The 26,977-nt window shown below is 73.1% G+C and carries 26 protein-coding genes and 3 tRNA genes; 20 read left to right on the top strand and 9 right to left on the bottom strand.

What is annotated here, in order from left to right:
* Window positions 1-53 precede the first annotated feature (53 nt).
* Window positions 54-602 carry a PadR family transcriptional regulator gene (locus HD595_RS24760; RefSeq protein WP_253772920.1) on the top strand — a complete coding sequence of 183 codons (549 nt, stop codon included), beginning with the start codon at window positions 54-56 and terminating at the stop codon, window positions 600-602.
* A 34-nt stretch (window positions 603-636) separates the two neighbouring features.
* Here HD595_RS24760 and HD595_RS24765 read toward each other — a convergent pair whose 3' ends face one another.
* Entirely contained in the window at window positions 637-2,604 is a 1,968-nt protein-coding gene (locus HD595_RS24765) for a M3 family metallopeptidase (protein WP_253772922.1), read from the bottom strand.
* Between the two features lie 151 nt (window positions 2,605-2,755).
* Here HD595_RS24765 and HD595_RS24770 point away from each other — a divergent pair.
* Window positions 2,756-2,827: transfer RNA gene (locus HD595_RS24770), tRNA-Gln, on the top strand.
* Between the two features lie 41 nt (window positions 2,828-2,868).
* On the opposite strand, the gene HD595_RS24775 is transcribed toward HD595_RS24770, so the two are convergent.
* The gene (locus tag HD595_RS24775; protein ID WP_253772924.1) at window positions 2,869-3,738 is read right to left on the bottom strand and encodes an alpha/beta fold hydrolase; all 870 of its coding nucleotides are present in this window, start codon (window positions 3,736-3,738) and stop codon (window positions 2,869-2,871) included.
* Between the two features lie 149 nt (window positions 3,739-3,887).
* Here HD595_RS24775 and HD595_RS24780 point away from each other — a divergent pair, with 149 nt between their 5' ends.
* The 5 genes from HD595_RS24780 (at window position 3,888) to HD595_RS24800 (ending at window position 7,155) form a co-directional block, all read left to right on the top strand.
* Window positions 3,888-5,252: a sensor histidine kinase gene (locus tag HD595_RS24780; protein ID WP_253772926.1), complete on the top strand. Its 1,365-nt coding sequence runs from the start codon at window positions 3,888-3,890 to the stop codon at window positions 5,250-5,252.
* Window positions 5,249-5,866, top strand: coding sequence for a response regulator (locus HD595_RS24785; protein WP_253772928.1), 618 nt, complete (start codon window positions 5,249-5,251; stop codon window positions 5,864-5,866). The genes HD595_RS24780 and HD595_RS24785 overlap by 4 nt, the downstream gene beginning before the upstream one ends.
* 149 nt (window positions 5,867-6,015) lie before the next feature.
* Window positions 6,016-6,091: transfer RNA gene (locus tag HD595_RS24790), tRNA-Glu, on the top strand.
* 22 nt (window positions 6,092-6,113) lie between these two features.
* A tRNA-Glu gene (locus HD595_RS24795) sits at window positions 6,114-6,186 on the top strand.
* A gap of 117 nt (window positions 6,187-6,303) precedes the next feature.
* Window positions 6,304-7,155, top strand: a complete 852-nt coding sequence (locus tag HD595_RS24800) for an RpnC/YadD family protein (RefSeq protein WP_253772930.1) — start codon at window positions 6,304-6,306, stop codon at window positions 7,153-7,155.
* A gap of 77 nt (window positions 7,156-7,232) precedes the next feature.
* On the opposite strand, the gene HD595_RS24805 is transcribed toward HD595_RS24800, so the two are convergent.
* Both HD595_RS24805 and HD595_RS24810 read right to left on the bottom strand, forming a co-directional pair.
* Window positions 7,233-8,963 (bottom strand): hypothetical protein, encoded by a 1,731-nt coding sequence (locus tag HD595_RS24805; RefSeq protein ID WP_253772932.1) that lies wholly within the window; start codon window positions 8,961-8,963, stop codon window positions 7,233-7,235.
* 185 nt (window positions 8,964-9,148) lie between these two features.
* Window positions 9,149-9,865 carry an IclR family transcriptional regulator gene (locus HD595_RS24810; RefSeq protein ID WP_253772934.1) on the bottom strand — a complete coding sequence of 239 codons (717 nt, stop codon included), beginning with the start codon at window positions 9,863-9,865 and terminating at the stop codon, window positions 9,149-9,151.
* 223 nt (window positions 9,866-10,088) lie between these two features.
* Between HD595_RS24810 and leuC the strand changes: the two genes are divergently transcribed.
* From leuC to HD595_RS24830, 4 genes are all read left to right on the top strand, one after another.
* Window positions 10,089-11,474, top strand: a complete 1,386-nt coding sequence (gene leuC / locus HD595_RS24815) for a 3-isopropylmalate dehydratase large subunit (RefSeq protein WP_253772936.1) — start codon at window positions 10,089-10,091, stop codon at window positions 11,472-11,474.
* Window positions 11,475-11,487: 13 nt separating this feature from the next.
* Window positions 11,488-12,075, top strand: a complete 588-nt coding sequence (leuD, locus tag HD595_RS24820) for a 3-isopropylmalate dehydratase small subunit (protein WP_253772938.1) — start codon at window positions 11,488-11,490, stop codon at window positions 12,073-12,075.
* Window positions 12,054-12,305 carry an SCO5555 family protein gene (locus HD595_RS24825; RefSeq protein ID WP_253772940.1) on the top strand — a complete coding sequence of 84 codons (252 nt, stop codon included), beginning with the start codon at window positions 12,054-12,056 and terminating at the stop codon, window positions 12,303-12,305. The genes leuD and HD595_RS24825 overlap by 22 nt, the downstream gene beginning before the upstream one ends.
* 100 nt (window positions 12,306-12,405) lie before the next feature.
* On the top strand, window positions 12,406-12,705 hold the full coding sequence (locus tag HD595_RS24830) for an HU family DNA-binding protein (protein ID WP_175592343.1): 300 nt from the start codon (window positions 12,406-12,408) through the stop codon (window positions 12,703-12,705).
* Window positions 12,706-12,756: 51 nt separating this feature from the next.
* On the opposite strand, the gene HD595_RS24835 is transcribed toward HD595_RS24830, so the two are convergent.
* A complete protein-coding gene (locus tag HD595_RS24835; RefSeq protein WP_253772942.1) occupies window positions 12,757-12,969 on the bottom strand; it encodes a hypothetical protein in 213 nt (70 codons plus the stop codon).
* 57 nt (window positions 12,970-13,026) lie between these two features.
* On the opposite strand from HD595_RS24835, the gene HD595_RS24840 reads away from it, so the two are divergent.
* The gene (locus tag HD595_RS24840) at window positions 13,027-14,277 is read left to right on the top strand and encodes an MFS transporter (RefSeq protein WP_253772944.1); all 1,251 of its coding nucleotides are present in this window, start codon (window positions 13,027-13,029) and stop codon (window positions 14,275-14,277) included.
* Here HD595_RS24840 and cofC read toward each other — a convergent pair.
* The gene (gene cofC / locus HD595_RS24845) at window positions 14,219-14,851 is read right to left on the bottom strand and encodes a 2-phospho-L-lactate guanylyltransferase (RefSeq protein ID WP_253772954.1); all 633 of its coding nucleotides are present in this window, start codon (window positions 14,849-14,851) and stop codon (window positions 14,219-14,221) included. The genes HD595_RS24840 and cofC overlap by 59 nt on opposite strands.
* An 81-nt stretch (window positions 14,852-14,932) precedes the next feature.
* On the opposite strand from cofC, the gene HD595_RS24850 reads away from it, so the two are divergent.
* The 3 genes from HD595_RS24850 (at window position 14,933) to HD595_RS24860 (ending at window position 17,823) form a co-directional block, all read left to right on the top strand.
* Window positions 14,933-15,643, top strand: a complete 711-nt coding sequence (locus HD595_RS24850; RefSeq protein WP_253772956.1) for a lysophospholipid acyltransferase family protein — start codon at window positions 14,933-14,935, stop codon at window positions 15,641-15,643.
* 5 nt (window positions 15,644-15,648) lie between these two features.
* On the top strand, window positions 15,649-16,659 hold the full coding sequence (locus tag HD595_RS24855; RefSeq protein ID WP_253781301.1) for an NAD(P)H-dependent glycerol-3-phosphate dehydrogenase: 1,011 nt from the start codon (window positions 15,649-15,651) through the stop codon (window positions 16,657-16,659).
* Between the two features lie 66 nt (window positions 16,660-16,725).
* Window positions 16,726-17,823, top strand: coding sequence for a D-alanine--D-alanine ligase family protein (locus HD595_RS24860; RefSeq protein WP_253772958.1), 1,098 nt, complete (start codon window positions 16,726-16,728; stop codon window positions 17,821-17,823).
* Between the two features lie 8 nt (window positions 17,824-17,831).
* Here HD595_RS24860 and HD595_RS24865 read toward each other — a convergent pair whose 3' ends face one another.
* The gene (locus HD595_RS24865) at window positions 17,832-18,254 is read right to left on the bottom strand and encodes a DUF3515 domain-containing protein (RefSeq protein ID WP_253772960.1); all 423 of its coding nucleotides are present in this window, start codon (window positions 18,252-18,254) and stop codon (window positions 17,832-17,834) included.
* Between the two features lie 30 nt (window positions 18,255-18,284).
* The gene (locus tag HD595_RS24870) at window positions 18,285-18,518 is read right to left on the bottom strand and encodes an Lrp/AsnC family transcriptional regulator (protein ID WP_253772962.1); all 234 of its coding nucleotides are present in this window, start codon (window positions 18,516-18,518) and stop codon (window positions 18,285-18,287) included.
* Between the two features lie 68 nt (window positions 18,519-18,586).
* Here HD595_RS24870 and HD595_RS24875 point away from each other — a divergent pair, with 68 nt between their 5' ends.
* The 3 genes from HD595_RS24875 to thiD all read left to right on the top strand — a co-directional run bounded on the left by HD595_RS24875 (window position 18,587) and on the right by thiD (window position 22,511).
* The gene (locus tag HD595_RS24875; protein ID WP_253781302.1) at window positions 18,587-19,540 is read left to right on the top strand and encodes a thiamine-phosphate kinase; all 954 of its coding nucleotides are present in this window, start codon (window positions 18,587-18,589) and stop codon (window positions 19,538-19,540) included.
* A gap of 126 nt (window positions 19,541-19,666) precedes the next feature.
* Window positions 19,667-21,658 carry a hypothetical protein gene (locus tag HD595_RS24880; protein ID WP_253772964.1) on the top strand — a complete coding sequence of 664 codons (1,992 nt, stop codon included), beginning with the start codon at window positions 19,667-19,669 and terminating at the stop codon, window positions 21,656-21,658.
* 58 nt (window positions 21,659-21,716) lie between these two features.
* Window positions 21,717-22,511 carry a bifunctional hydroxymethylpyrimidine kinase/phosphomethylpyrimidine kinase gene (gene thiD / locus HD595_RS24885; RefSeq protein WP_253772966.1) on the top strand — a complete coding sequence of 265 codons (795 nt, stop codon included), beginning with the start codon at window positions 21,717-21,719 and terminating at the stop codon, window positions 22,509-22,511.
* A gap of 137 nt (window positions 22,512-22,648) precedes the next feature.
* Here the strand turns inward: thiD and rpmB are convergent, their stop codons facing one another.
* Window positions 22,649-22,834 (bottom strand): 50S ribosomal protein L28, encoded by a 186-nt coding sequence (gene rpmB / locus HD595_RS24890; protein ID WP_253772968.1) that lies wholly within the window; start codon window positions 22,832-22,834, stop codon window positions 22,649-22,651.
* Between the two features lie 200 nt (window positions 22,835-23,034).
* Between rpmB and HD595_RS24895 the strand changes: the two genes are divergently transcribed.
* Together HD595_RS24895 and recG are read left to right on the top strand one after the other, a co-directional pair.
* Window positions 23,035-24,579, top strand: a complete 1,545-nt coding sequence (locus HD595_RS24895) for a DAK2 domain-containing protein (protein WP_253772970.1) — start codon at window positions 23,035-23,037, stop codon at window positions 24,577-24,579.
* Window positions 24,580-24,770: 191 nt separating this feature from the next.
* Entirely contained in the window at window positions 24,771-26,969 is a 2,199-nt protein-coding gene (gene recG / locus HD595_RS24900; RefSeq protein WP_253772972.1) for an ATP-dependent DNA helicase RecG, read from the top strand.
* The last annotated feature ends 8 nt before the right edge of the window (window positions 26,970-26,977 follow it).

The following is a 26,977-nucleotide window of genomic DNA, read 5'->3' on the forward strand; positions in this document are numbered from 1 at the left end:
CTTACCTCGTTTCGTTATATAGCGATTAGAGGTATAGCGGTACGATGCGGCCTATGGCAAGCGGCGGCGATCTGGCCCTGACGATCCTGGGCTTCCTCAACGAGCGGCCGATGCACGGCTACGAGCTCAAGTCGCGCATCGCGGCGCTCTCCGGGCACCTGCGCCCGGTCAGCGACGGCGCCCTCTACCCGGCCATCTCACGGCTCGAAGCGGCGGGCCTGGTCGAGCGGCACGAGGAGGCGGGCGCCGCGGCGGCGCGCCGCTACGTGCTCACCCTCACCCCGGCCGGCCGCGAGGAGCTGCTCGACCGCCTGCGCCGCCCCGCCGACCTCCAGATCAGCGACCAGGCGCGCTTCTTCGTCCTGCTGACGTTCCTGTCGGCCCTGCCCGACCCCGCCGACCGCGCCGCGGTGCTCCGGCGCCGCCTCGACTTCCTGGAGGCGCCGGCCGGCTTCTTCTACGAGGGCGGCCGGCCGGTGCGCGCGGAGGAGGAGCCCGACCCGTACCGGAAGGGCATGCTGCTGGTCGCGCGGGCCATGAGCCGGGCGGAGAAGGAGTGGCTGCGTGAGCGCCTCGCCGAGCTGCCGAGCCCGCCCGCGTGAGGACCCCGCCCCGCGGGGCGGGGTCCGGGACCGGTCAGACCAGGCCGCGGCGCTTCAGCAGCGGCTCGATGGACGCCTCACGGCCGCGGAACTCGCGGAAGGCCGTCAGCGGGTCGGTGGCGCCGCCCCGCGACAGCAGCGTGCGCCGGAAGTGGTCGCCGTTCTCGCGCCTGAGCCCGCCGTTCTCCTTGAACCACTCGACGCTCTCCGCGTCCAGCACCTCGCTCCAGATGTAGGAGTAGTAGCCGGCGCTGTAGCCGCCCGAGAAGATGTGCGCGAAGTAGTTGGTCCGGTAGCGCGGCCGGACCGGCGGGAAGGCGATCCCGGCCGCCTCCAGGGCCGCCTGCTCGAACGCCTCGGCGTCGGCCACCTCCTGGCCCGGCTCCAGCTTGTGCCAGGCCCAGTCGAGCAGCGTGGCCGCGAGGTACTCCACGGTCATGAAGCCCTGGTTGAACTGCTCGGCCGCCTTCATCTTCTCGACCAGCTCGGCCGGCATCGGCTCGCCCGTCTCGTGGTGGCGCGCGTAGTTGGCCAGCACCTCCGGCCAGGTGACCCACATCTCGTTGACCTGCGACGGGTACTCGACGAAGTCGCGCGGCACGCTGGTGCCGGAGACGCGCGGGAAGCGCACCTCCGAGAACAGCCCGTGCAGGGCGTGCCCGAACTCGTGGAAGGCCGTGTTGACCTCGTCGTAGGTCAGCAGCGTCGGGCCCGAGGCGGGCTTGGTGACGTTGAGGTTGTTGACCACGACCGGCTTCTCGCCGAACAGCAGCGACTGGTCGACCAGGTTGTTCATCCACGCGCCGCCGCGCTTGCCCTCGCGGGCGTACGGGTCGAGCGCGAACAGGCCGAGGGCGCTGCCGTCCTCGTTGAACACCTCGAAGATCCGCACGTCCTCGTGGTAGCCGCGCAGCTCCGGACGTTCGGTGAACGTGAGGCCGTACAGCAGGGTCGCCGCGTGGAAGACGCCGTCGCGGTAGACGCGGTCGAGCTCGAAGTACGGCCGCATCGCGCTCGCGTCGAAGTCGTAGCGGGCCTGGCGCACCTTCTCGGAGTAGAACGACCAGTCCCACGGCTCGATCGGGAACCCGGCCTGCTCGGCCAGCGCCTCGGCCTCCTTGCGGGCGTTGCGCACGGCCGGGCCGACGAGCTGCCCGAGCATCTGCTCGACCGCCTCGACGGTCTTGGCCGTCTGGTCGGCCACCGAGTACGCGGCGTGGTTCGGGAAGCCCAGCAGCCGGGCCCGCTCGGCGCGCAGCGTCGCCATGCGGACCGCCAGGTCGAAGTTGCCCGGCGCCCGCCCGACGCTCAGCGTGTAGAGCCGGCGGCGCACGTCGCGGTCGGTGAGCTGGGCCAGGCCCGGCTGGTTGGTGAAGTTCAGCAGCGGCAGGACGTACGTGCCGTCGCGGCGCAGCGACGCGATCCGGTCCTCGTCGAACCCGTCGAGCTCCTTGGGGTCGTCCACCACGAGCGCGGACTCGGTGGAGGCGCGCATGAGGTTCTGGGCGAACTCCGTGGACAGCCGCGCCAGCTCCTCGTTGAGCCCCCTGAGCCGCTCCTGCTCGGCCTCGGACAGGTCGGCGCCGGCCCGGACGAAGTCCTCGCGGTACTTCTCCAGCAGCCACGCCTCCTCGGGGTCGGCGGTGGCGACCCGCTTGACGCGGGCCCACAGGGCGCGGTTGAGGCGGATGGCGTCGCTGTGCTTCGTCAGCTCGGGAGAGATCCGCTTCTCGATCTCCATGATCCCGTCGGTCGAGGCGGACGCGGCGACGCTGTAGAACGCCGTGGCCGTCCTGGCGAGCAGCCGGCCGGAGCGTTCGAGTGCGGCGATCGTGTTGTCGAACGTCGGCGGTTCGGCGCTCCCGGCGATCGCGTCGACCTCGGCCAGTTGCTCGGCCATGCCCCGCTCGAAGGCGGGCAGGTAGTGCTCCTCGCGGATGTCCGCGAACGGCGGCAACTGGTACGGCAGGGAACTAGGGGCGAACAAGGGGTTCTCAGCCAACGCTCGGGCTCCTCCACATGGTGTTTTGTCCCCCTCAGCTTGGCACGGGGAGGAGCCCGCCGGGCGGCTCGGGGGAATCGTTTTGGTCTTCTCCCCAAGCTGGGCTATTCTTTCGGACGTCGCCGAACGCGCCCCACGGGGCTCGGAGCGGTGGGGTATGGTGTAATTGGCAGCACGACTGATTCTGGTTCAGTTAGTCTAGGTTCGAGTCCTGGTACCCCAGCAGTGAGCAGCGGATGTCTCGGAAACCGAGGCGTCCGTTTTTCATTTCGCCAGCCGATCCAGAATGTCGCTGATCTGCCGGTACACCGCCGCCGTCGGCGCGTGGGTAGCCTCCACCGTGTGCACGTCGAACGGATTGCCCGGGGTCGCCGCGTCGGCCTCCCTGATCATCCGATCCTGCAGCGCCGGCGGGATCGTCCGGTCCCGCGCGTGCCTGATGTAGGTGCGCGGCACCCGTCCCCACGCCTCCGCGCGGCCACGCGCGTCACCGCCCGACACCAGCAGGCTCTCGTCGGGCAGCAGCCCGTTCACCATCGCGAGGAACTCCCCGTCGCTCGCGTCGGCCATGTACGCCTCCTTGGCCGCGTCCAGGAACACCGGGTCGGCCGAGCGCCAGTTGACCCGGATCGCGCCGATCTCCCGAGGGTCGCCGACCAGCCCGCCCAGCACGCTGGAGGCCAGGCTGCCCGCCGCCTCGGGGGTGCCCAGGTAGTCCGCCGGCGAGCGCAGGGCCGTGCAGCAGAACGCGGCGTCGTACACCAGCCGGTCGATCAGTCCGGGCACCTCGTCGGCGGCCCTGGTGATGGCCGCGCCGCCCAGACTGCCGCCCACCAGGATCACCGGACCGTGCTCCGCGACGCGGCGCACGACGTCCACGGTGGCCGCGACGTGGTCGTCCAGCGTCACGGCCGACACCGGGGAGGGCAGGGCAGCCAGCGCCGCCAGGTCCTGGGGCGCCTGGTAGGCGCGGTGGAACTGCTCGGCGGCGCCGTGCCCGGGAAGCTGGACGCCGACCGTCCGGTGGCCGCGCAGGGTCAGCTCGGGGTCCTGCGAGGCGGTGCCGTTCGCGCCCGTCACGAAGACGAACGTGGTGACCCGGCGCGGCCGGGCGGTCTCGGTCTGTTCGCTCATGTGACGATGCTCTCCCGGGGCGGAGGGGGCGCACATCGCCCGGGCGGCTCGTCGTCCGGTGGAGGCCCGGCATCCACCGATCGGTTGACCCGCGAGGGCGGGCCGCGCTCGTGAAGGAGGCCGTCCCGACCGCTTCCGCTTCCGCTTCCGTGAGAGGAGAGCCGGAGGCGCGCGAGCGGCTCGTGCACGTGGCGCTCGCGTACGGCCTGCTCGTCGTCTCCACGGCGGCCGCCGCGCTGACCGGGGACGCCGGGGGAGCGCAGGGCGCCGGCGATGCGGCCACCACGGGGCACTCCGGCGACCCGGGGAACGTCGTGCTCGCGGTGGCGCCCTGGCTCGCTCCGGTGCCCTGGCCGGCCGTGGCGGGGCTGACGGCCCTCTGGCTGGCGCCGCTCCCGTGGTCGTACGCGCGCCGCCACGACGCGCCCGCGCTCGCCGCCGCGCACTACGCCGGGTTCCTCGCCCTCGCCGGGATCCTGGCCGCGCGCCACCCCGCCTTCACCCTGCTCGCCTCCGCCGGATACCCGCTGGCCGTCGCCCTGCTGCCGACCCGGCTGGTCATCGCCGGGATGACGCTCACCGCCGCCGTGATCGTCGCCGCCCAGGCCGGGGCGGGCGACCCCGCGGGGCTGCTCACCGTGATCGCCGGCATCGCCGTCCCGCTGGTGGCCGCCGGCTGGTACGTCAGCGCCGAGAGCGACCGGCGCCGCCGCCTCATCGGCGAGCTGCGCGCCGCCCTGGCCGAGAACGCCGACCTGCACGCCCGGCTCCTCGGCCAGGCCAGGCACGCGGGCGTGCTCGACGAGCGGCAACGGGTCGCGGGCGAGATCCACGACACGGTCGCCCAGGACCTCGTCGCGCTGATCGGTCAGCTCGACGCCGCCGGCCGCGCCGACCTGGCCGGCCATGACGCCGACCGCCGGCGCCGCCTCGCCCACGCCTCCGAGCTGGCCCGGCGCGGGCTGAGCGAGACGCGCCGGGCGGTGAGCGCGCTGCGCCCCGGACTGCTGGAGGACTCCCGGCTGCCCGACGCGATCGGCCGCCTGGCGGACGACTGGAACCGCGCCGCGCGCGCCGAGCTGAGGTTCGAGCTGACCGGCACGCCGGTGGCGCTGGCCTCCGGCGTGGAGGACACGCTGCTGCGGGTGGCCCAGGAGGCGCTGGCCAACGTCGCGAAGCACGCCGAGGCCACCAGAACGGTCCTGACGCTCTCGTACGAGGACGACACGGTGATGCTGGACGTCCGAGACGACGGGACCGGCTTCGACCCGCAGGCGGCCACTGACGGCTTCGGGCTGGACGGGATGAGGCGGCGGGTGCGGGGCGTCGGCGGGACCCTGGAGATCGAGTCGGGAGCGGGGGAGGGCACGGCCGTCGCGGTGACCGTTCCGGCCCTGCCCGCGGCGCCCGGCCAAGCGACGCGTACGGGGGACGAGGCGGCGGGCGGCGCGGGAGACAGGGCCGGAGACGAGGCTGGAGAGGGAGCGGGAGGGGAGGCGTGGAGCGAGGCATGAGGCTGCTCCTGGTGGACGACCACCCGATCGTGCGCGACGGCCTGCGCGTGGCGCTGGACGCGGAGCCGGACCTGGAGGTCGTGGGGGAGGCGTCCGACGGGGCCGAAGCGGTCAGGCTGGCGGCCGAGCTGACCCCCGGCCTCGTCCTCCTGGACCTGCGCATGCCCGGCATGGACGGCGTCACCGCCATCCGCCGGCTACGGGCGCTCGGCCCGGCGGCGCCGCGGGTGCTGGTGCTGACCACGTTCGACACGGACGTGCTGAGCGCGCTGGAGGCGGGCGCGGCGGGCTACCTGCTGAAGGACGCCCCGGCGCACGAGCTGGTGCGCGCGGTCCGCGCCGCCGTCCGCGGCGAGACGGTCCTCGCGCCCGCCGTCGTGGGCCGCCTCGCCGAGCAGGTGCGCAGGCCAGCGCGGGGCGCGCTGAGCCCCCGTGAGCTGGAGGTGCTGCGGCTCGTGGCGGGCGGGGCGACCAACCAGCAGGCCGCCGCGCGGCTGTTCATCAGCCAGGCCAGCGTCAAGACCCACCTCCTGCACGTCTACGCCAAGCTCGACGTCCACGACCGCGCGGCCGCCGTGGCGGAGGCCTACCGCCGCGGCCTGCTGACCCCCTAGCCGCGCTCCCCACCGCATGGCGGCCGGTCGACCGCGTCACGATCTACCGCCCCGCTCCACGCGCCTGATCGCGGTTTGGTTGTGGTCTCGGAGGTGCGGTAGAGTTACGTCCGTCGCCGGGGCAGCCCGGCGGATTGCTTGTGGGACGCGGTCCCGTCGTCTAGTGGCCCAGGACGCCGCCCTCTCAAGGCGGTAGCGCCGGTTCGAATCCGGTCGGGACTACCACAGTCGCACAAGTACAACTGAAGGTCCCGTCGTCTAGTGGCCCAGGACGCCGCCCTCTCAAGGCGGTAGCGCCGGTTCGAATCCGGTCGGGACTACGTTCTCTCTCCCAACGCCCCGCGCGCTTCCGCGCCGGGGCGTTTTTCGTGTTCCCGTTCGATACGGCTTTACGATTTCCCGTTACAATCAGTACTCGACTGATAACGTACAGCGATGTGCCATCCATCATCCATGACACGCTGAACGCGCTCTTCAGGAGCCGCCCGGCGTTCGCTGTCGAGATCCTTCAGCGGATCTACGACCCCGACCTCTCGACGGACACCTACGTCGAGGTCACCTCCGGCGAGTTCAACGACCGGCACTTGCGTGACTTCTACGCCGACACGGTGATCACCCTCGGGCCACCGAAGAGTCCCGAGCTGGCTATCGTCGTCGAGGTCCAGCTGAACCCCGTCGAGGAGAAGCGGCTCGCCTGGGCCCGCTACGCAGCCTCCCTGTGGCTGCGGCTCGACTGCCCGGTCGTCGTGCTCGCCGTGTGTGCGACGGACAAAGTGGCGGCCTGGGCCGCCGCGCCGATCGTCACGAAGCTGCCGGGCTACTCGTTGACGCCTCTCGTCATGGGGCCGGACCAGGTGCCGGCCATCACCGACCCCGTCGAAGCCGCCGCATGCATGGAACTGGCCACAGTATCCGTGATGATCCACGGCCAGAGCCGCCCCGTCGTGGAGGCGTTCGTCGCCGCGTTGGCGAAGGTCGGCGGCGAACACGCTCCGCAGTACTATGAATACGCTTATGACCTCGCCTCTGTGGGCGTGAAGCAGAACCTGGAGGAGATCATGTCGTCAACGGCGTGGCCGGTCTACAGTCCCTTCGCTCGTGAGCACTTCGGCAAGGGTAAGGCGGAGGGCGAGATCGAGGCCCTGATCACCTTTCTGGAGGCGCGCGGCCTCACCTTGACCGAGCAGGCCAGGCTGCGCATCGCCGGCTGCACCGATCTCGCCCAGATCCAGGAGTGGATCCGCCGGGCCGCCACCGCCGACTCCCTCGACGACGTCCTCGCTCCCTAGGCAGGACCACAAACCGAGAACCGCTGTGCCCCGAGCCGCGAAAGGCGGTCACGGGGCACAGCGGCGCAAGCGGACGGCTACTGGTGCGAGCGGGCCTTGAACAGTGCCCGGCGGGCCGCCTTGGCGACCTGCTTGTCCGGGTGCACCTGGGAGATCAGGTCCAGCAGCTCCTCCACGTGAGCGTGCGGGATCTTCCAGATCACTTCCAGCAGGTTGTTGAGCAGGTCCGGGCCGATGTCGCGCAGGCTGCTGACGAACTCCGAGCGGCCCAGTCCGGCGGAGATGGTCCACATGTCCAGGATCAGCCAGTGGGTGTCGTCCTGGGTCGGCTCGGGCGCCCCCTCGACCCCGAGCTGGCTCAGGTGCGTGGCCGCGTACGGGCGCAGCGACGGCTCCTTCAGCGCCGCCTGCCAGGCCGGTACGGCGTCCTCGCCGAGCGTGCCCACCACGCTGGCGGCCTGGACGCGGATGAGCGCGTCGCTCTCGTCCTCGGCCGCCGCCTCCAGCAGTTCCTCGGCCGCCCGGCCCGGCTCGCGCAGCCGCATCCAGGCGGCGAACTCGGCGTCGGCCTCCTCCTCGGGCAGCTCGGCGCTGAGCGCGAGCAGCTCGTGGGCGCTCATCGACTCGATGGCGGGCCGGGCGTCGATCTCGATGTCGGCGTCGTCCACGAGGTGGATGACGCCCTCGGTGCCGAGCGCCGTCAGGCTGAGCGTCCCGCCGGCCCCCGATGACGCGTCCAGGGCGACCATGCCGTAGCCGGTGAGCCACTCGACGGCCGTGGCCAGCGGGTCGCCGGCGGCCTCCCACGCGTCGGAGCCGAGCTCGTCGAGCTCGGCGGCGGCGTCGGCGAGCTCCTGGCGCAGGCCGTCGAGCTCGCGCGAGCCGCCGGCCAGCAGCAGCCGCACCAGCACGCCCCGGGTGAGCCCCGCGAGGGCCATGGTCAGGTCGTCGTCGGGCAGCTCGGGGTCGCCGTAGTCGATCGAGTGGAGGCCGAGCATCCAGGCGTCGAGCACGTCCTCGTCGTCGTCGAACGGCCACTCGGACGTGTCGTCCTGCACGGCCACCGTGTTGCCCTCGCCCGGCTCAAGGAACTCCAGGTCGACGGCGAGGTTCCAGACGTTCCAGAGCTGGGGGACGGCCTCGGCGAGGGAGCCCTCGGTCTCCGGTCTGGGCAGGCCGACGGCGGCCAGCGCCTCCTCGACCTCGGCGTCGGACAGCAGGGTGTCCTCGCCGACGCGGCGGCCGGAGCCGACCCACACGGCCAGGTCGCGGGCCTTGGCGATCAGCGGCGCCTGGCGGGCGGCGGCTGCCAGCTCGGCGTCGGGGCGCAGCCGGATCGTGGGCAGGTCGGCGAGCTGGTCCGCGAACGGCTCGAAATCACCCAGATCGCTGGTCTCCTCCTCGCCCTCGTCGTCGCCCTCGGCGTCGTCGAGGAGCTCCTCCATCAGCTCGACGAACTCGTCCTCGACGTCGTCGAGCTCCTCCCGCAGGCCGTCCAGGGAGTCGGAGCCCTTGGTCAGCCTCCCGGTCTGGGAGAGGAAGGTGAGGTACGCGTCCACGGCCGGCAGCATGCCGTCGGCCGCGGAGTCGGGGTCCTCCACGACCTTCGGCATGCGGTCCAGGAGCAGGTTGCGCAGGTCGGCGCGCTTCCACGTGCCGAGGTCGCTGGAGAAGGCGAGACGGTGCCACAGGGCGGCGGGCCCGACGAGCTCGGGGTCGCTGTCGGGCGCGTTGACCCGCGCCCACATGATGAACTCTTCGAGCAGGGGTCGCAGCTCAGTGGCGGCTACCTCGATGCGATCTGTCACGCACTCAGGCTAGTGCGCCGACGGCGCGCTCGGCCCCCCAAATCCGTGCTTTTGCCGATCATGACGTGCGGCGTCTCGTGATCACGACACCGGCCGGGCCGTGGCGGGCGCCCCGATCACGACGCCGGCCGGGTTCGGCGTGTGCCCCGATCACGACGCCGGCCGGGCCTCGGCGCGTGTCCCGATCACGACGAGCGGCGCATCGATTCGGTGATCCGCTCGGCGGCGGCCATCACCGGTACGGCGTGCAGGCGTCCGGGCGCCCGCGTGAGCCGCTCGATGGGGCCCGACACCGACACCGCGGCGATGACCTTGCCGCCGCTGCCCCGTATGGCCGCCGACACGCTCGCCACGCCCTGCTCCCGCTCGCCCACGCTGTGGGCCCAGCCGCGGCGGCGCACCGACGCGAGCGTCGCGGCGGTGAACTTGGCGCCGCGCAACCCGCGGTGCAGCCGGTCGGGCTCCTCCCAGGCCAGCAGGATCTGCGCCGCCGAACCCGCCGTCATGGGCAGCGCCGATCCCACCGGGACGGTGTCACGCAGGCCGCTGGCGCGTTCGGCCGCGGCCACGCACACCCGCTCGTCACCCTGGCGGCGATAGAGCTGCGCGCTCTCGCCCGTCAGGTCGCGCAACTGCATCAGCACCGGCGCGGCCACCGCGAGCAGCCGGTCCTCGCCGGCGGCCGTGGACAACTCCGAGAGCCGCGGACCCAGCACGAATCTGCCCTGTGTGTCACGGCTCACAATGCGGTGGTGTTCGAGGGCGACCGCGAGCCGATGCGCGGTGGGGCGGGCCAATCCGGTGGCCTGAACGAGCTGGGCCAGCGAGGCCGGGCCGGCTTCGAGGGCGTTGAGCACCAGAACGGCCTTGTCGAGTACTCCGACTCCGCTAGAGTTGTCCATAGGCCGATACTGCCGTCTCGACATATGAGAAAGCAAGTTGGAGGTCAAGCTACACCGCGAGGACCCCGCGAGGGAGCGCCGGTCTCTGGACTGAGGAGCGAAGGGAGCGCAGCGACCGGAGCGACGAGGGAAGAGACCGGGAGTGAGCGACCGAGCCGCGATGCGGAGCATCGCCGGAAACAGCACTGCGATGGAGCAGTCGCGCACAAGCAGGAGGAAGATCATGGGCCGCACACTGGCGGAGAAGGTCTGGGAGCAGCACGTCGTGCGCCGCGCCGACGGCGAGCCCGACCTGCTCTACATCGACCTGCACCTCATCCACGAGGTGACCAGCCCGCAGGCGTTCGACGGGCTCCGGCTCGCCGGCCGCAAGGTGCGCCGGCCCGACCTCACCATCGCGACCGAGGACCACAACGTCCCGACCGTGCTCGGCCCTATCGCCGACCCGGTCTCCAAGACCCAGGTCGAGACGCTGCGCAAGAACGCCGCCGAGTTCGGCATCCGGCTGCACCCGATGGGCGACGCCGGTCAGGGCGTGGTGCACATCATCGGCCCGCAGTTCGGCCTGACCCAGCCGGGCATGACCATCGTCTGCGGCGACTCCCACACCTCCACGCACGGCGCGTTCGGCGGCATCGCGTTCGGCATCGGCACCTCCGAGGTCGAGCACGTGCTGGCCACGCAGACCCTGCCCGCCTACCGGCCGAAGACCATGGCCATCGAGGTCTCGGGCGAGCTGCCCGTGGGCGTCACCGCCAAGGACCTCATCCTGGCCATCATCGCCAAGATCGGCACCGGCGGCGGCCAGGGCTACATCGTCGAGTACCGCGGCGAGGCCGTCCGCAAGCTCTCCATGGAGGGCCGGATGACGGTGTGCAACATGTCGATCGAGGCCGGCGCCCGGGCGGGCATGATCGCCCCGGACGAGACCACGTTCGCCTACCTCAAGGGCCGCCCGCACGCGCCGTCCGGCGAGCTGTGGGACCAGGCGGTCGAGTACTGGTCGTCGCTGCGCACCGACGACGACGCCGTCTTCGACAAGGTCGTCGAGATCGACGCCTCGACGCTCACCCCGTACGTCACGTGGGGCACCAACCCCGGCCAGGGCCTGCCGCTGGACGCGTCGGTGCCCGACCCGGCGAGCTTCACCGACCCGATCGCGCGCTCCGCCGCCGAGCGCGCCCTGGAGTACATGGGCCTGACGGCCGGCACCCCGCTGCGCGAGATCGAGGTCGACACCGTCTTCGTGGGCTCCTGCACCAACGGCCGCATCGAGGACCTCCGCTCGGCCGCCGAGATCCTGCGCGGCCGGCAGGTGAAGACGCGCACGCTCATCGTGCCCGGCTCGATGCTGGTCAAGCTGCAGGCCGAGCAGGAGGGGCTGCACGAGGTGTTCAAGGCCGCCGGCGCCGAGTGGCGCGAGGCCGGCTGCTCCATGTGCCTCGGCATGAACCCCGACACGCTCCAGCCGGGCGAGCGCAGCGCCTCCACCTCCAACCGCAACTTCGAGGGCCGCCAGGGCAAGGGTGGCCGCACCCACCTGGTGTCGCCGCAGGTCGCCGCCGCGACCGCCGTCACCGGCCGCCTCACCGCTCCCGCCGACCTCTAGGAGATCCACGATCATGGACGCGTTCACCACCCACACCGGTACGGCGGTGCCGCTGCGCCGCAGCAACGTCGACACCGACCAGATCATCCCGGCCGTCTGGCTCAAGCAGGTCAGCCGCACCGGCTTCGAGAACGGCCTGTTCGCCGCCTGGCGCGAGGACCCCGGCTTCGTCCTCAACGACCCGGCCTACCAGGGCGCCTCGATCCTCGTCTCCGGGCCCGACTTCGGCACCGGCTCCTCGCGCGAGCACGCCGTCTGGGCGCTGCAGCAGTACGGCTTCCGCGTGGTGATCGCCGCCCGGTTCGGCGACATCTTCCGCAACAACTCCACCAAGATGGGCCTGCTGCCGGTCGTCCTGCCGGGCGAGAAGGTCGAGGCGCTGCAGGCCGCCGTCGAGGCCGACCCGTCGCTCCAGGTGACGGTCGACCTGGAGGGCCGCGAGGTCCGGTGGGCCGGCGAGGCGGTCGGCTTCGAGATCGACGACTACACCCGCTGGCGGCTCATGGAGGGCCTCGACGACATCGGCCTGACCCTGCGGCACGCCGACGACGTCGCGGCGTACGAGAATGAGCGGCAGCCATGGCTGCCGACGACCGTCTAGACGACGACGAGCTGGCGCGGCGGCTGCGCGAGGCGCACCGCCGCGTCAGCGCCGTGCTCACCGGGCTTCCCGCCGCCGAGAAGGAGCGGCTGGCGCGGCGATACCTGACGATCTGCGACCTCGCCAAGCACGATCCGGCACGGGCGGCGGCCCGTCTGGATCTTCTCCTGGCCTCCCTGGACGGCGATCTCGACACGCCACGCGCACCCGAAAGCACGCCGGGTGATTGAGTTCGCCCGCAATCCGGCCTAGTTTCGGGAGAGTAAGGGGTTTCTACGTCGAACTTCGTTAGCTGGAACCCCGAGCCGTAACGGGGGGAGCACAACTTACATGAACAAGCGAGAGCTCGTCGACGCCATCGTCGAGCGCGTCGGCGACCGGAAGACGGCGACCGAAGCGGTCAACGCGATCATCGACGTCGTCCAGAAGGCCGTGGCCGGCGGTGACAAGGTCTCGATCACCGGTTTCGGTGCGTTCGAGATGGTCCACAAGCCGGCCCGCTCGGCCAGGAACCCGTCGACCGGCGCGGAGATCAAGGTCGCGGAGAGCTGGGGGCCGAAGTTCCGGCCTGGTTCGGACTTCAAGGAGCTGGTGAACGCCGGCGGCAAGAAGGCCGCGAAGAAGAAGTAACGACGTCGCACCCGCCCGGTCCCCGTCTCGGGGACCGGGCGCTCCGCGTTCTCAGGGGGTCGTCCCGGGGACGGGGAACGTGGACAGCGTCACGTAGCTGATCTCCCCGTCCGTCATCGCCAGCCGCACCCGCTGCCCCGAGCGCAGCAGCCGCAGCGGGCCCGCGTCGAAGGCGTGGGTGCCGAAGGACAGCACGGTCCCGTCGTCGAGGAAGACCGTGCCGGAGCGGGTGACCTCGTCGAAGGTGCGCACCGTGGCCTGCACGCGTACCAGCCTAATCCGTTTGCCATCGGGGAGCGGAACCCCCGAGTATCGCTACCTATGCGCTCGACCCCCGACTTCTGGCGCTTCGTCTGGGCGAACGGCGTGACCCAGATGGGCACGCAGGTCACCACCGTCGCACTTCCCCTGGCCGCCGTCCTCGCGCTGCACGCCGGAGCGCTGGAGCTCGGCCTGCTCTCCGCCGCCCAGATGGCCGCCTTCCTGCTCGTGGGGCTTCCTGCGGGCGTCTGGGTGGACCGGGTCCGCCGGCTGCCCGTTCTCGTCTGGTCCGACCTGCTGCGCGGCCTGGCGCTCGTCACGGTGCCGCTGGCGGCCTGGGCGGGCGTGCTGACCCTGCCGCAGCTCTACGCCGTGGCGCTGATCCTGGGGTTCGGCACCGTGTTCTTCGACGTGGCCCACATGAGCGTGCTGCCCGCCGTCGTGCCCGAGGACCGGCTCGAACGCGGCAACAGCGCTCTGGAGGTCACCCGCAACGTCACGCTCCTCGCCGGTCCGGGCGTCGGCGGCTGGCTGGTCAACCTGCTGACCGCGCCCGTCGCCCTGCTCGCCGACTCGGTCAGCTACCTCGTCTCCGCGCTGCTCCTGTCCCGCGTACGGGCCGAGGAGCGCCCCGCGGAACGGCCGGAACGGGGCGAGCGGCGGCTCCGGCGGGAGATGGCCGAGGGCCTGGCCTTCGTCGTCAGGGAGCCGGTGCTGCGCCGCGTCGCCGTCGGCGGGGCGCTGGTCATGGCCGCCAACAGCATCTGCGCGGTCGGCTTCCCGCTCTACCTGGTCAAGGAGCTCGGAGTCGGCCCCGGCGCGTACGGCCTGCTGCTGTCGGGCGCCGCCTGCGGCGCGCTGGCCGGCGCCGCGCTCGTGCCCTGGTTGACCGCCCGCTTCGGCACGGGCGCCACCCTGTACGGCTCGGCGGTGCTGGCCACGGTGCTCTACCTGCCGGCGCTGGCCACCGGCCCCGGCTGGCGCCTGGCGTTCCTGCCCGCGGCCGGGGCGCTGTTCGGCGCGGCGAGCTCGGTGTTCGGGGTCGCCCAGCTCAGCCACCGCCAGCGCGTCACCCCCACGCACCTCCTGGGCCGCGTCAACGCCGCCATGCGCTTCCTCATGTGGGGCGCCTTCCCCCTGGGCGGGCTGCTCGGCGGCGCGCTGGGGGAGCGGACGGGCGGCTACGCGGTCTTCGCCGTGGGCGTCGCCGCGCTCGGCCTGGCCCACCTGGCGGTCGTGACCGCGCCCCGCATCAGGACGGCCACAGCTCCGCCACCACGGCCGCGGTGTGCCGACCGAGACCCAGCCTGACGGCGGCGCGCAGGTCGTCGGGGGTGTCGACGTCGCGCCGGACCGAGTCGATGCCGTCCAGGCACAGCTCCTTGGCCCCGCCCGCCAGGTGCTTGGCCCGCGACTCGCCGCCGAAGCGGGGCGTGAACGGCAGTCCCGGCCGTACCCCGTAGAAGGTGGTGCCCACGTCGAGCGCGTCGGGCACGAACGCCTGGTCGAACTCCGCCGCCGCGGCCAGCGCCACGGCCAGCTCGGCGGGCCGCAGCGCGGGCAGGTCGGCCTGCAGGGCGCCCACGGGGTCGCCGGGGGCCAGCCGTACGGCGTGGGCCGCACCCGTGCGCAGCGCGGTGTTGAGCCCGCGGTCGGGGTCGTGCACCACGTCGGCGCCCAGCGCGGCCAGCGGCCCGGCGGCGCAGGGGTCGGCGGTGACGACGACCACCCGCGCCACGGCCGCGCACTCCAGCGCCGCCGACACCGTGTCGCAGGCCACGGCGACGGCCAGCCGGGTGCGGTGCGGGCCGGCCGCGGCGGCCATCCGGGTCTTCGCGGCGACCAGTGTCTTCACCGGGATGACCAGTGACCAGCGGTTGCTCATAGGGTTAAGCATCGCGCCTCGACATCCCGCGCGGCCAACCGGGAGACTTGGGGCGCACACCACGTTCGGTTGGAGGAGAGCATGAGGCGCCTGACGCGGCCATCGCGTTTCTGGGAGTCCCTGGCCGTGGTGATCGTGAAGCCACTGTCGCGGCTCCTGGTCAGCCGTGACTGGCGCCACGGGGAGCGGGTCCCCCGCACGGGCGGGGTGATCATCGCCGCCAACCACCTGTCGTGGACCGACCCCGTGCTGCTGTCGCACTTCCTGTACGACCAGGGGCGCTGGCCGGTCATCCTGGCCAAGGCGGGCCTGTTCAACGTGCCGGTGCTCGGCCACGCCGTGCGTTCGCTGTGCGCCATCCCCGTCGAGCGGGCCAGCAGCGAGGCCGCCCGCTCGCTCCAGGTGTCGTCGCAGCGGCTGCGCGACGGCGGGGCGATCCTGTTCTACCCCGAGGGCACCTGCACGCGTGACCCCGACCTGTGGCCGATGGTCGGCAAGACCGGCGCCGCCCGGCTCGCCCTGGAGAGCGGCGCCCCGGTGATCCCGGTCGCCCACTGGGGCGCGCATGAGCTGCTGCCGTACGGGGAGAAGAAGCCCAGGCTCTTCCCGCGCAAGACGTTCCGGGTGTCGGTGGGGCCCCCGGTCGACCTGTCCAGGTACGCCGGTCAGCCGCCGCAGGGACAGGTGCTGCGCCAGGCGACCGCCGACATCATGGCGGCGATCACCGCGCAGCTCGCCGAGCTGCGCGGTGAGAAGGCACCCGAGACTCCCTACGATCCTGCCGGGCGGTGACGACGATGACGAAGGCGGCGGTGTTCGGCACCGGTTCGTGGGGCACCACGTTCGCGATGATCCTGGCCGAGGCCGGCAACGAGACCACGCTGTGGGGGCGCCGGCCGGAGCTGGTCGAGGCGATCGACCGCACCCACACCAACCTCGACTACCTGCCGGGCGTGGCGCTGCCCGCCTCGCTGCGGGCCACGACCGACCCGGCCGTGGCGCTGGACGGCGCCGACTTCGTGGTGCTGGCCGTGCCGTCGCAGTCGCTGCGGGCCAACCTGGCGGTCTGGCGTGAGCACATCCCGCCGGACGCGATCCTGGTCAGCCTGATGAAGGGCATCGAGCTCGGCACCACCAAGCGGATGAGCGAGGTCATCCGCGAGGTGGCGGGCGCGGGCGAGGACCGGGTCGCGGTCGTGTCCGGCCCCAACCTGGCCAAGGAGATCGCCCAGCGCCAGCCCGCGGCGACCGTCGTGGCCTGCGCCGACGAGGCCGTGGCCGAGCGGCTGCAGAAGGCGTGCCACCTGCCGCCGTGGTTCCGCCCGTACACCAACCACGACGTGGTGGGCGTGGAGCTGGGCGGCGCGGTCAAGAACGTCATCGCCCTGGCCGTCGGCGTCGCCGCGGGCATGGGCATGGGCGACAACGTGGGCGCGATGCTGATGACCAGGGGCCTGGCCGAGATCTCCCGCCTGGGCGCGGCGCTCGGAGCCGATCCGCACACCTTCGCCGGGCTGGCCGGCATGGGCGACCTCGTGGCGACCTGCACCTCGCCGCTGTCGCGCAACCGCACCTTCGGCGAGCGCCTGGGCCGCGGCATGACGCTGGAGGAGGTCGTCGCGGCCACCCGGCAGACCGCCGAGGGCGTCAAGTCGTGTGAATCGGTGCTGGAGCTGGCCAGGAAGCACGACGTCGAGATGCCGATCACCGAGGTCGTCGTGGGCGTCGTCCACGACGGCATGTCGCCCAGCGAGGCGGGCATGCTGCTGATGTCGCGTTCACCCAAGCCTGAGCGCTATGGGGTCTGACCATTACGGACATCACCGGCGTGCTTGGCTCGCTGTGGTGCGGACACGCCGGTAGATTCGGACGTCATGAGCAAGCCACGCGTCGCCGTCGTTTTCGGGGGTCGTAATTCCGAGCACGCCGTCTCCCTGATGGGGGCGGGCAGCGTGCTGGAGGCGATCGACAAGGACAAGTACGAGGTGATCCCCATCGGGATCGCCCAGGACGGCAGGTGGGTGCTCGCCGCGGCCGGCCAGCGGTTCGCCATCGAGGAGGGGGAGCTGCCCAGCGTCGACACCTCCGGCGCCGCGCTGGCGCTGCCGCCCGGTCAGGGCTCGATCGTGGCCTACGACCCGGGCAGCATCCCGGTCGAGCTGGGCGCGGTGGACGTGGTGTTCCCGGTGATGCACGGGCCGTTCGCCGAGGACGGCACCATCCAGGGGCTGCTGGAGATGGCCGGCGTGCGCTACGTCGGCTCCGGGGTGCTGGCCAGCGCCGTCGGCATGGACAAGGCGTACATGAAGACCGTCATGGCGGCGGCTGGGCTGCCGATCGGGCGCTACCTCGTGGTGCGCGAGCGCGACTGGCGGCTCGACCGCGAGCGGGTGCTGAAGGAGAGCGAGGAGCAGCTCGGCTGGCCGGTGTTCGTCAAGCCGGCCAGGGCCGGCTCGTCCCAGGGCATCTCCAAGGCGTACGACCGGGCGACGCTCGCCGAGGCGGTCGAGGAGGCCCGCCGGCACGACCCCAAGGTGCTGGTCGAGGCGGCCGTGAGCGGGCGCGAGGTCGAGTGCGCGGTGCTGGAGTCGCTCGGCGACGAGCCGCCGCGGGCGTCGCGGCCCGGCGAGGTGAAGGTCGAGGGCGGCCAGGAGTTCTTCGACTTCGAGGCCAAGTACTACCCCGACCAGATGTCGCTGACCGTGCCCGCCGACCTGCCGGGCGAGGTGGCGGAGGAGCTGCGCGCGATGGCCGTGCGGGCGTTCGAGGCGCTGGAGTGCGAAGGGCTCGCGCGGGTGGACTTCTTCTACACGCCCGAGGGCCGGATCGTCTTCAACGAGATCAACACGATGCCCGGGTTCACGTCGCTGTCGGTGGCGCCGCAGTTGTGGGCCGCGTCGGGGATGAGCTATCCGGAGCTGGTGGACCATCTGGTGCAACTGGCCCTGCACCGGCCGGCCGGGCTGCGCTGACCGCGAGGCTACTTGGGCACGACCTGGCTGATCGGGCCCGAGAGGTCGGCGAGCACCTGGGGCGCCACGTGCGTCCCGGCGATCGTCGCCTCGACGTACAGCGGGGCCGCGACGGCGGTGTAGAGCGTGGGCTTGTCGGGGTCGGCGAACCAGCCGACCCCGTCGATCTCCTGGAGCTGGTCGGTCGGCGCCATCCGGGCCGGCCGCGGCACGCCGCACCGCACCGCGATCTCCCCGTCGCCCCAGACGGCCACGTAGGGCGACTCGGGCACGGACGTGCCGCGTCCGGCGCCGTCCAGCGTGCGGGGCAGCAGCCCGGACAGCCGCTGACAGGCCGTGGCCGCCTCACCCTGCGGGGCGGGCGGCTCGACCTGGACGGCGCCGCACGCGGCGAGCGCGAGCAGCAGCAGCGAGAGGGCGGCGGCACGCATGGACGGCGAGTTCTCCCGGAAAGATCTACCTCAGATGTGTACGATCGGGCATGTCAGGGTCCGCGTGATCCCCTCGACGCCCTGGATCTGGGCCACGACGAGTTTGCCCAGTTCGTCGACGTTCCGGGCCTCCGCGCGCACGATGATATCGTACGGTCCCGTCACGTCCTCGGCCTGCGTGACTCCGGGGATGCCGGAGATCTCCGCGGCCACGCTCGCCGCCTTGCCGACTTCGGTCTGAATAAGGATGTAGGCCTGCACCATTACGTCCTCCCGGGCGATTGGATCACGCCGAAGGGCCACCGTACCCTGTGTGGGTCAGGAGGTGTGTCATCAGAGTCGGAGATCTCGGCGAATTCGGAGCGGTAAGTCGTATTTCCGGACGTCTGCCGCAAGGAGCCAGTGTTCTGCTCGGACCGGGCGACGATGCCGCCATCGTGAGTGCGCCGGACGGGCGCGTCGTGGTGTCAACGGACCTCTTGCTTGAGGGTAGGCACTTCCGCCGCGATTGGTCCAGCGGCTACGACGTCGGCCGGAAGGCCGCGGCGCAGAACCTCGCCGACATCGCCGCCATGGGCGCCGTTCCGACGTCGCTGGTGGTCGGGCTGGGTATACCGGCGGATCTGCCGGTCGGCTGGCTCGACGCGCTGACCGACGGGTTCCGCGACGAGTGCGCGGTCGTGGGGGCGAGCGTGGTCGGGGGCGACATCGCGCGCGGCGACCTGGTGGTGCTGGGCGTGACCGCCCTGGGCGACCTGGGCGGACGGCCTCCCGTGACCCGGTCGGGGGCGCGTCCCGGCCAGGTGGTGGCCGTGGCGGGGCGGCTGGGGCACGCCGCGGCGGGCCTGGCCCTGCTGGAGGCCGGCCGGGACGTCCCGCGTGACGCGGGGGCGCTGTTCGAGGCGGTGGAGGCGCACCGGCGGCCGTGCCCGCCGTACGCGTGCGGGCCGGCGGCGGCGCGGCTGGGCGCCACCGCGATGCTCGACGTCAGCGACGGGCTCCTGCAGGACCTCGGGCACCTCGCGCGGGCCGGCGGGGTGCGGATCGAGGTGGACCCGGGCGCTTTCACGGTGGGTGAGCCGGTGGCCGCCGCCGCCAAGGAGCTCGGGGCCGATCCCGTCGACTGGGTGCTCACGGGCGGTGAGGACCACGCGCTGGCGGCCGTGTTCCCGGCCGGTGTGGCGCTGGGCGACGCCTGGCAGGTCGTGGGGGCCGTCGTGGCGGGTGAGGGCGTGGCCGTACGGGGCCGCGACGTGGAGCGCGGCGGCTGGGATCACTTTCAGTAACGAGATGTCCCGATTTGCAGGAAAATTTCCCACTATGAGATGTGACTCACGGGAATGCTGGGACAAAGTCGTAGCGAAGGTGTTATGAAGATTGGCGGCCATCGTAACCGGCAAGAAAGGGCTGCCATGGGCCGCCACACAGGTGGAGCCGACGACGCGAGCGAACGGGGGAACGGCACGTCCGACGATTCTCACGACGAGGAGTTCGGACTCGCCGACCGCGCCGCGCAGTGGGCCGCCGCGCCGGATCCGACCACCAGGAGCTCCTTCTGGGACACCGATGACGAGCGGGCCGAGCCGGGCTGGCCGGAGCTGCCGGACCAGGCGGGAGTGACGGGCCAGTGGGCGCCGATGCCCCAGCGGGACCCCGGTGCGGCCGTCCGCCCGCCGGAGAAGGACCCGTTCGAGACGACCGGCGCCTTCCAGCCGCCCCCCTCGCGGGGCCGCGCCGGCTCCGGGCCGGCCGCTGACCAGCCGTTCGAGACGACCGGCGCCTTCGCGCGCCCCGCGAACTGGGACGAGCCCGGGCAGGGCGGCGAGGTCGGCGACAGCACCCAGACCTTCGGCATGCCCCACGACTTCGGCGGCGACGCGTCCTCGGGTCAGAACGCCTTCGGGGCCGCCGGTCCGCGTCCCGCGGGCGGTGAGGGGCCCTCGGGTCCGCACGCGTTCGGCGGTGACGGCCCCTCCGGACCGCAGGGGTTGGGCGCCGACGGGCCGTCCGGTACGCGCATCTACAGCGGGAGGCAGGCGCCCATCCGCCGCGCGTTCGAGGACGGCAGGCCCTCCTCGACCCCGGGCTTCGTGGGCGACGACCCGTACGGCGGCGACCGGCCGTCCGGCCCGCGCGGCTTCGGCGACGACGGGCCCTCGGGGCCCCACGCCGTCGGCACGGGCGAGACCCACGTGTTCGGCGAGCCGCCGCAGGCGTTCGGACCGGCCGGGACCCAGGCGTTCGGACCGGCCGCCAATCAGGCGTTCGGTGACGGGCCGCAGGGGCGCGGCGGCGACGCCACGCAGGTGTTCGGCCACGACGGAGCCGCCTCCGAGCAGACCCGTGGCCAGGCCGCGGCGGACGGGGCGCCCGAGCCGGGCGACGTCAAGGTGTTCGGCAACCCGACCCTGGTCGACGCCCCCGCTCCCGCGTGGTCCGAGGGCGCCGACAACGGCTTCCTGGGCTCCGGCTGGTCGGGCGACGAGCCCGGCGGCGACCGGGACGGCGGGCGCGACGACGAGCCCGAGCCGCGCCGCCGCGGGCGCCGCAAGCCCCCGTCCGGCGACGCCGACCCGTACGCCGACCCGCCGGCCAGGAACCGGGGCCGTCTCGCGCTGCTCTCGGTGGCCGCCGTCGCAGTCGTGCTCGGCGGCACCGTGGCGGGCGTGAAGCTGATGAGCGGGTCGTCGCAGCCGTCCGGCTGCCCCGCCGACGGCTGCGCCGCCGTACAGGCGACGAACCAGCCGGGCCCGCAGAGCTCCCAGCCCGCCGAGGACGAGACCGAGGACCCGGCGGAGGACGAGACCGAGGAGCCGTCGCCGACGGACGAGCCCACGACCGCGAAGACGCAGCCCACCGGCACGCCGGGCCCGCAGACCACCACGGGAGTCCGCACGCCCCGCCGGTCGGCCACGCCCGACCCGAAGCCGACCAAGACCAAGAAGTCGGCCAAGCCCACCCAGGAGCCGCTGCCGACTCCCGAGGAGACCGCGCTGGAGACCCCGTCCGAGGAGCCCAGCACGATCACGGTCACCGACCCCGCCGACAACTCGACGGGCAACCCCGTCCCCACCGCCACCGAGACCACGGGTCCCAGCGGCGGCGGCTCGGTGAGCGTCGGCTTCGACGTGGTCCGCCAGCGGATCACCGGCTACACGGCCCACCTCGACGTGGTCAACTCCTCGCCGCAGGCGCTCAAGTCGCTCACCGTGTCGGTGCCGGTGAAGGGCCGGGTGCTTAACCTGACGGGCGCCGAGTACACGCAGGACGGCGACCTGCTGATCATCGACCTGCCGGACACGCTGGCCGAGGGCGGCTCGACCGAGATCACCTTCACCGCCACGGGCCGCGCCACCGAGCCGGAGAACTGTGGTCTGGTGGGCGGCGACTGCGCCGTCAGCTAGCAACTCCGGGCGGGCGCCCGTCACGGCGCCCGCCCGCGCGCGATGGTTGGATGGGGGCATGACCGCTACGACCCCTCCGCGCGTGCTGACCGTCGCCGGATCCGACTCCGGCGGCGGGGCGGGCATCCAGGCCGACCTCAAGACCATGCTGGCCCTGGGCGTCCACGGCATGAGCGTGATCGCCGCCGTGACGGCGCAGAACTCGCTCGGCGTCCAGGGCTACTGGGAGCTGCCCGCCGAGGCCGTGCGCGCGCAGCTCGACTCCGTGCTCGGCGACATCGGCGCGCAGGCGGTCAAGACGGGCATGCTGGCCTCGCCCGAGCTGGTCGAGACCGTGGCCGCGACGCTCGGCGCGTACGAGGCGCCGGTCGTGGTCGATCCCGTGGGCGTCTCCAAGCACGGCGACTCGCTGCTCGCGCCCGAGGCCGTCGAGACGATGCGCACGCGGCTGCTGCCCGTCGCCACCGTCGTCACCCCCAACCTGTGGGAGGTCGAGCAGCTCACCTCGGTCAAGGTCGAGGACGAGGACGACCTGCGGCGGGCCGCCGACGCGATCCTGGAGTTGGGGCCCGCCTGGGCGCTCGTCAAGGGCGGCCATCTGCCGGGCGAGCCGGTGGACCTGCTGACCGACGGCACCCGCGAGTACCGCTTCACCGCCGAGCGGCTCGACAACCGCCACACCCACGGCACCGGGTGCACGCTCGCCTCGGCGATCGCCTCCCACCTGGCGATGGGCGAGGACGTGCCGGGGGCGGTGGGCAGGGCCAAGGAGTACGTCACGGGGGCGATCCGGCGCGGCTTCCCGCTCGGCGACGGCATCGGCCCGGTCGACCACGCCTGGCGGTGGCGCTGACCGGCCGCGCGGGCTCCCGGGCGCGCGGCACGACGCTCGCCCGGGCCTGCCGCGCGAGGTCCGGGTGGGAAGCGGCCCCGGGCATGACGAAAGCCCGCCGCTCGGCCGGGAGCGGCGGGCTTTCGTGGAGGTCGAAGCTAGCGGGTGACCTTGCCCGCCTTGATGCACGAGGTGCACACGTTCAGCTTCTTCGGCGTGCCGCCGACGACCGCGCGAACCGTCTGGATGTTGGGGTTCCAACGACGACGGGTGCGGCGGTGCGAGTGGGACACGTTGTTGCCGAAGATCGGGCCCTTGCGGCAGACATCGCAGACGGAAGCCACGGTATCGCTCCTTAAAACAGTCGATGTAGCCCTGTCCGCTGATGTTCGTCGGGCGGAGGGCATGCCGGGACAACCGGCCAGCCAGACGAGGATATCCGATCCGCGGCACCAGGTGCGAACTCGCGCCACTGGACGAGGACGGATGCGGCGATATCCTCCTTCTTTAACCGTAGCGCACTCGAGAGGGCGGAGCGTCGCGTATGGAGGTTCTCGACCCGCCCCGGGTACGCCGCTGGGCCCGTCTGGCCGCGGACGCGCTGGGCAGGTCGCGGGCGGAGATCGACGCGCTCAACGTCTTCCCCGTCGCCGACGGCGACACCGGCACGAACCTCCACCTCACCATGCTGGCCGCCGCCGAGGCCGTCGAGGCGCTCCCCGACGACGTGGACCGCGCGGTCGTCTGGCAGACGCTCTCGTACGGGGCGCTCGTCGGCGCGCGCGGCAACTCCGGCGTCATCGTCAGCCAGGCCCTGCGCGGCCTGGCCGAGGTGCTGAAGGACGGCTCCGACCTGCGCGCCGGGCTGGTCAGGGCCGCCTCGCTGGCCCGGGACGCGGTCGCGCGGCCCGTGGACGGCACGGTGCTGAGCGTGCTCGCCGCCGCGGCGGGGGCCGTGCGCGACGCGGACGGCGACCTGGCCGACGTCGCGCGGCGGGCGGCCCGCGAGGCCCGCGCGGCGCTCCGCCGCACCCCCGAGCAGCTCGACGTGCTGGCCCGCAGCGGCGTCGTGGACGCGGGCGGCGCCGGTCTGGCGATCATCCTGGAGTCGCTGGCGACCGCGGTGACCGGTGACTCCGGCGACCGCTACGAGGTGCCCGCGCCGACGTCGCGCGTCTCGCCGATGACCGAGGTGGGCGCGGGCTACGAGGTGATGTACCTGCTGGACGCCGACGACGCCGCCGTGGCCAAGCTGCGCGAGGAGCTCGACGCGATGGGCGACTCGCTCGTGGTCGTCGGCGGCGACGGCCTGTGGAACGTCCACGTCCACGTGGACGAGGCGGGCCCCGCGGTGGAGGCGGCGCTGCGGGTGGGGCGGCCGTACCGGATCAAGATCACTTATCTCGCCGGGCGGACCCACCGCGGGGACGCGGGGCGGGGCGTGGTGGCCGTCGCCGCGGGCGACGGCATCGCGGCGCTGTTCGAGGAGTGCGGCGCGGTGGTGGTTCGTCGGGAGCCGGGCACGCGCCCGTCGCTGCCGGCCATGCTGGCCGCGATCAGGCAGGCGGGCGGCGAGGTCGCCGTGCTGCCGAACGACGAGGGCGCCGAGGCGGTCGCCACCGCCGCCGCGGAGATCGCCAGGGAGGACGGCGTCGTCGTCAGCGTGCTGCCGACCCGCGCGACCGTGCAGGGGCTGGCGGCGCTGGCCGTCCACGACCCGCTGCGCCGCTTCGACGACGACGTCGTGGCCATGACCGGGGCGGCCGGGCACACCCGCCACGGCCACCTGGCGGTCGCCCGCGGGGAGGGCGTCACGAGCGTGGGCGTGTGCCGGCCCGGCGACGTGCTGGGACTTATCGACGGCGACGTGGCCGTGATCGGCCGCGAGCTGGGGGAGGTGGCCGTCGCGGTCGTGGGCCGGATGGTGGCGGGCGGCGGCGAGCTGGTCACGCTCGTGACGGGCGCGGACGCTCCCGAGGGGCTGGCGGACGAGGTGGGCGGGCGCCTGCGCGCCACCCGGCCCGACGTGGACCTCGTCGTGTACGCGGGGGAACAGGGCGGCTACCCGCTCCTCATCGGCGTGGAGTGACCCGGCGGCGGATCCCGCGCGGCGACCCGGCGGCGGAGTCCGGGCGGCGACCCGGCGGCGGAGTCCGGGCGGCGACCTGGCGGCGGAGTCCGGGCGGCGGCCCGGCGATCCCCGCGTCGGCGTGATCTGACGGCGGCTCCCGGGGCGGGGCATGCGGTTCCTGTCGGTCTCAGGCGGTAGAACATAGTGCCGTGAGCCGATTCGACGAGCCCCTGACCAAGGCGCTCGACCCGAAGACCGCCAAGCTGCTGCACAGCGTGCTCGGCCTGGAGACGGTCGGCGACCTGCTGCGCCACTACCCCCGCCGCTACGCCGAGCGCGGCGAGCTGACCGCGCTCGACGCACTGGAGGTCGACGAGCACGTCACCGTGGTCGGCGAGGTGAGCCGGCTCATGCGCAAGCCCATGCGCAACCGCGGCGGCACCTGGCTGGAGGTCGAGGTCGTCGACGCCGACCGCAACAAGATCTACCTGTCGTTCTTCGGCAAGGGCTCCCACGTCGCCGAGTCCCGGCTCAAGCCGGGCAGGCGCGGCATGTTCGCCGGCAAGGTCGGCCTGTTCGGCTCGCGGACCCACCCCCGCTGGCAGCTCACCCACCCCGAGTTCGAGCTGTTCGAGGAGAACGAGGCCGGCGCCGAGGAGTTCTCCGCCGCGCCGGTGCCGATCTACCCGGCGGGCAAGGACCTGACCCCGTGGGTGATCAGGCGCGCCATCGGCGTCGTGCTCGACACGCTCGGGCCGCTGGCCGACCCGCTGCCCGCCGCCCTGCGCGCCCGCCACAAGCTGCGCGACCTGGACGAGGCGCTGGAGGCCATCCACCGGCCGAAGGACTTCGGCGACGTGCAGCGGGCCCGCGACCGGCTCAAGTTCGACGAGGCGTTCGTGCTCCAGTCCGTGCTCCTCCAGCGCAGGCAGGCGGCGACCGCCTGGCCCGCCAAGGCGCGCCCGCGCCGCGACGACGGCCTCCTGAGCGAGTTCGACGCGCGGCTGCCGTTCGCGCTCACCGAGGGGCAGGCCGCGGTCGGCGAGGAGATCGCGGCCGACCTGGCCCGCGAGCACCCCATGCACCGGCTGCTGCAGGGCGAGGTCGGCGCGGGCAAGACCGTGGTCGCCCTGCGCGCCATGCTCCAGGTGGTCGACGCGGGCGGCCAGGCCGTCCTGCTCGCCCCCACCGAGGTCCTCGCCCAGCAGCACCATCGCTCGATCACCGCGATGCTGGGCGACCTCGCGCAGGGCGGCATGTTCGGCGGCACCGCGGTCACGCTGCTCACCGGCTCCATGGGGGCCGCCGCCCGCCGCGCGGCGCTGCTCGACGCGGCCTCGGGCACGGCCGGCGTCGTCGTGGGCACCCACGCGCTGCTCCAGGAGCACGTCCAGTTCGCCGACCTCGGGCTGGTGGTGGTCGACGAGCAGCACCGCTTCGGCGTGGAGCAGCGCGACGCGCTGCGCGAGAAGGCGGGCGGTGGGCGGCCGCACGTGCTCGTCATGACCGCCACCCCGATCCCCCGCACGGTCGCCATGACGGTCTTCGGCGACCTGGAGGTCTCCACGCTGTCGCAGCTCCCGTCCGGGCGCGCCCCGATCACCACCCACGTGGTGCCCGCCGCCGACAAGCCCCACTACCTGGAACGCACGTGGGAGCGGGTGCGCGAGGAGGTCGCCCTCGGCCGGCAGGCGTACATCGTCTGCCCGCGCATCGGCGACCTGGAGGGCGACGAGGGCGACCTGGAGCCCGGGGCCGGCCGGTCCGGCGAGGGGGCGTCGGGGGAGGAGCGCCGGCCGCCGCTGGCCGTCTTCGACGTCGCGCAGCTCCTGTCCGAGGGGCCGTTCCACGACCTGCGGCTCGGGATCCTGCACGGCAAGCTGCCGCCGGAGGAGAAGGACGCGGTCATGCGGGCGTTCAGCCGGGGGGAGCTGGACGTGCTGGTGGCGACGACGGTGATCGAGGTCGGGGTCGACGTGCCCAACTCCTCCGTCATGATCATCATGGACGCCGACCGGTTCGGGGTCTCGCAGCTCCACCAGCTCCGCGGCCGGGTCGGCCGGGGCGGGCTGCCGGGGCTGTGCCTGCTGGTGTCCGACTTCCCGGAGGGCACGCCCGCGCGGGCGCGGCTCGACGCGGTGGCCGCCACCCTCGACGGGTTCGAGCTGTCGCGGGTGGACCTGGAGCAGCGGCGGGAGGGCGACGTGCTCGGCGCCGCCCAGTCGGGGCGGCGCTCGTCGCTCAAGCTCCTCCAGCTCCTGCGCGACGAGGACGTGATCGAGGCGGCCCGCGAGGAGGCGGCGCGGCTGCTGGCCGACGACCCGGAGCTGGCCGGGCACGAGGCCCTGCGCGCGGAGATCGACCGGTTGCTGGCCGACCAGCGCGCCGAGTACCTGGAGAAGACGTAGGCCGCCGG

Origin of the sequence: Nonomuraea roseoviolacea subsp. carminata (genome assembly GCF_024172185.1) — a bacterium.
Taxonomy (GTDB): domain Bacteria; phylum Actinomycetota; class Actinomycetes; order Streptosporangiales; family Streptosporangiaceae; genus Nonomuraea; species Nonomuraea roseoviolacea.

Coding starts and splice junctions, on each gene's coding strand:
- HD595_RS24855 (WP_253781301.1), top strand. CDS start 15,649: ATGACGAAGGCGGCGGTGTTCGGCACCGGTTCGTGGGGCACCACGTTC.
- HD595_RS24840 (WP_253772944.1), top strand. CDS start 13,027: ATGCGCTCGACCCCCGACTTCTGGCGCTTCGTCTGGGCGAACGGCGTG.
- HD595_RS24865 (WP_253772960.1), bottom strand. CDS start 18,254: ATGCGTGCCGCCGCCCTCTCGCTGCTGCTGCTCGCGCTCGCCGCGTGC.
- leuD (WP_253772938.1), top strand. CDS start 11,488: ATGGACGCGTTCACCACCCACACCGGTACGGCGGTGCCGCTGCGCCGC.
- cofC (WP_253772954.1), bottom strand. CDS start 14,851: ATGAGCAACCGCTGGTCACTGGTCATCCCGGTGAAGACACTGGTCGCC.
- HD595_RS24860 (WP_253772958.1), top strand. CDS start 16,726: ATGAGCAAGCCACGCGTCGCCGTCGTTTTCGGGGGTCGTAATTCCGAG.
- HD595_RS24785 (WP_253772928.1), top strand. CDS start 5,249: ATGAGGCTGCTCCTGGTGGACGACCACCCGATCGTGCGCGACGGCCTG.
- leuC (WP_253772936.1), top strand. CDS start 10,089: ATGGGCCGCACACTGGCGGAGAAGGTCTGGGAGCAGCACGTCGTGCGC.
- HD595_RS24825 (WP_253772940.1), top strand. CDS start 12,054: ATGGCTGCCGACGACCGTCTAGACGACGACGAGCTGGCGCGGCGGCTG.
- HD595_RS24810 (WP_253772934.1), bottom strand. CDS start 9,865: ATGGACAACTCTAGCGGAGTCGGAGTACTCGACAAGGCCGTTCTGGTG.
- HD595_RS24775 (WP_253772924.1), bottom strand. CDS start 3,738: ATGAGCGAACAGACCGAGACCGCCCGGCCGCGCCGGGTCACCACGTTC.
- HD595_RS24830 (WP_175592343.1), top strand. CDS start 12,406: ATGAACAAGCGAGAGCTCGTCGACGCCATCGTCGAGCGCGTCGGCGAC.
- HD595_RS24880 (WP_253772964.1), top strand. CDS start 19,667: ATGGGCCGCCACACAGGTGGAGCCGACGACGCGAGCGAACGGGGGAAC.
- HD595_RS24760 (WP_253772920.1), top strand. CDS start 54: ATGGCAAGCGGCGGCGATCTGGCCCTGACGATCCTGGGCTTCCTCAAC.
- thiD (WP_253772966.1), top strand. CDS start 21,717: ATGACCGCTACGACCCCTCCGCGCGTGCTGACCGTCGCCGGATCCGAC.
- HD595_RS24870 (WP_253772962.1), bottom strand. CDS start 18,518: ATGGTGCAGGCCTACATCCTTATTCAGACCGAAGTCGGCAAGGCGGCG.
- HD595_RS24895 (WP_253772970.1), top strand. CDS start 23,035: ATGGAGGTTCTCGACCCGCCCCGGGTACGCCGCTGGGCCCGTCTGGCC.
- HD595_RS24850 (WP_253772956.1), top strand. CDS start 14,933: ATGAGGCGCCTGACGCGGCCATCGCGTTTCTGGGAGTCCCTGGCCGTG.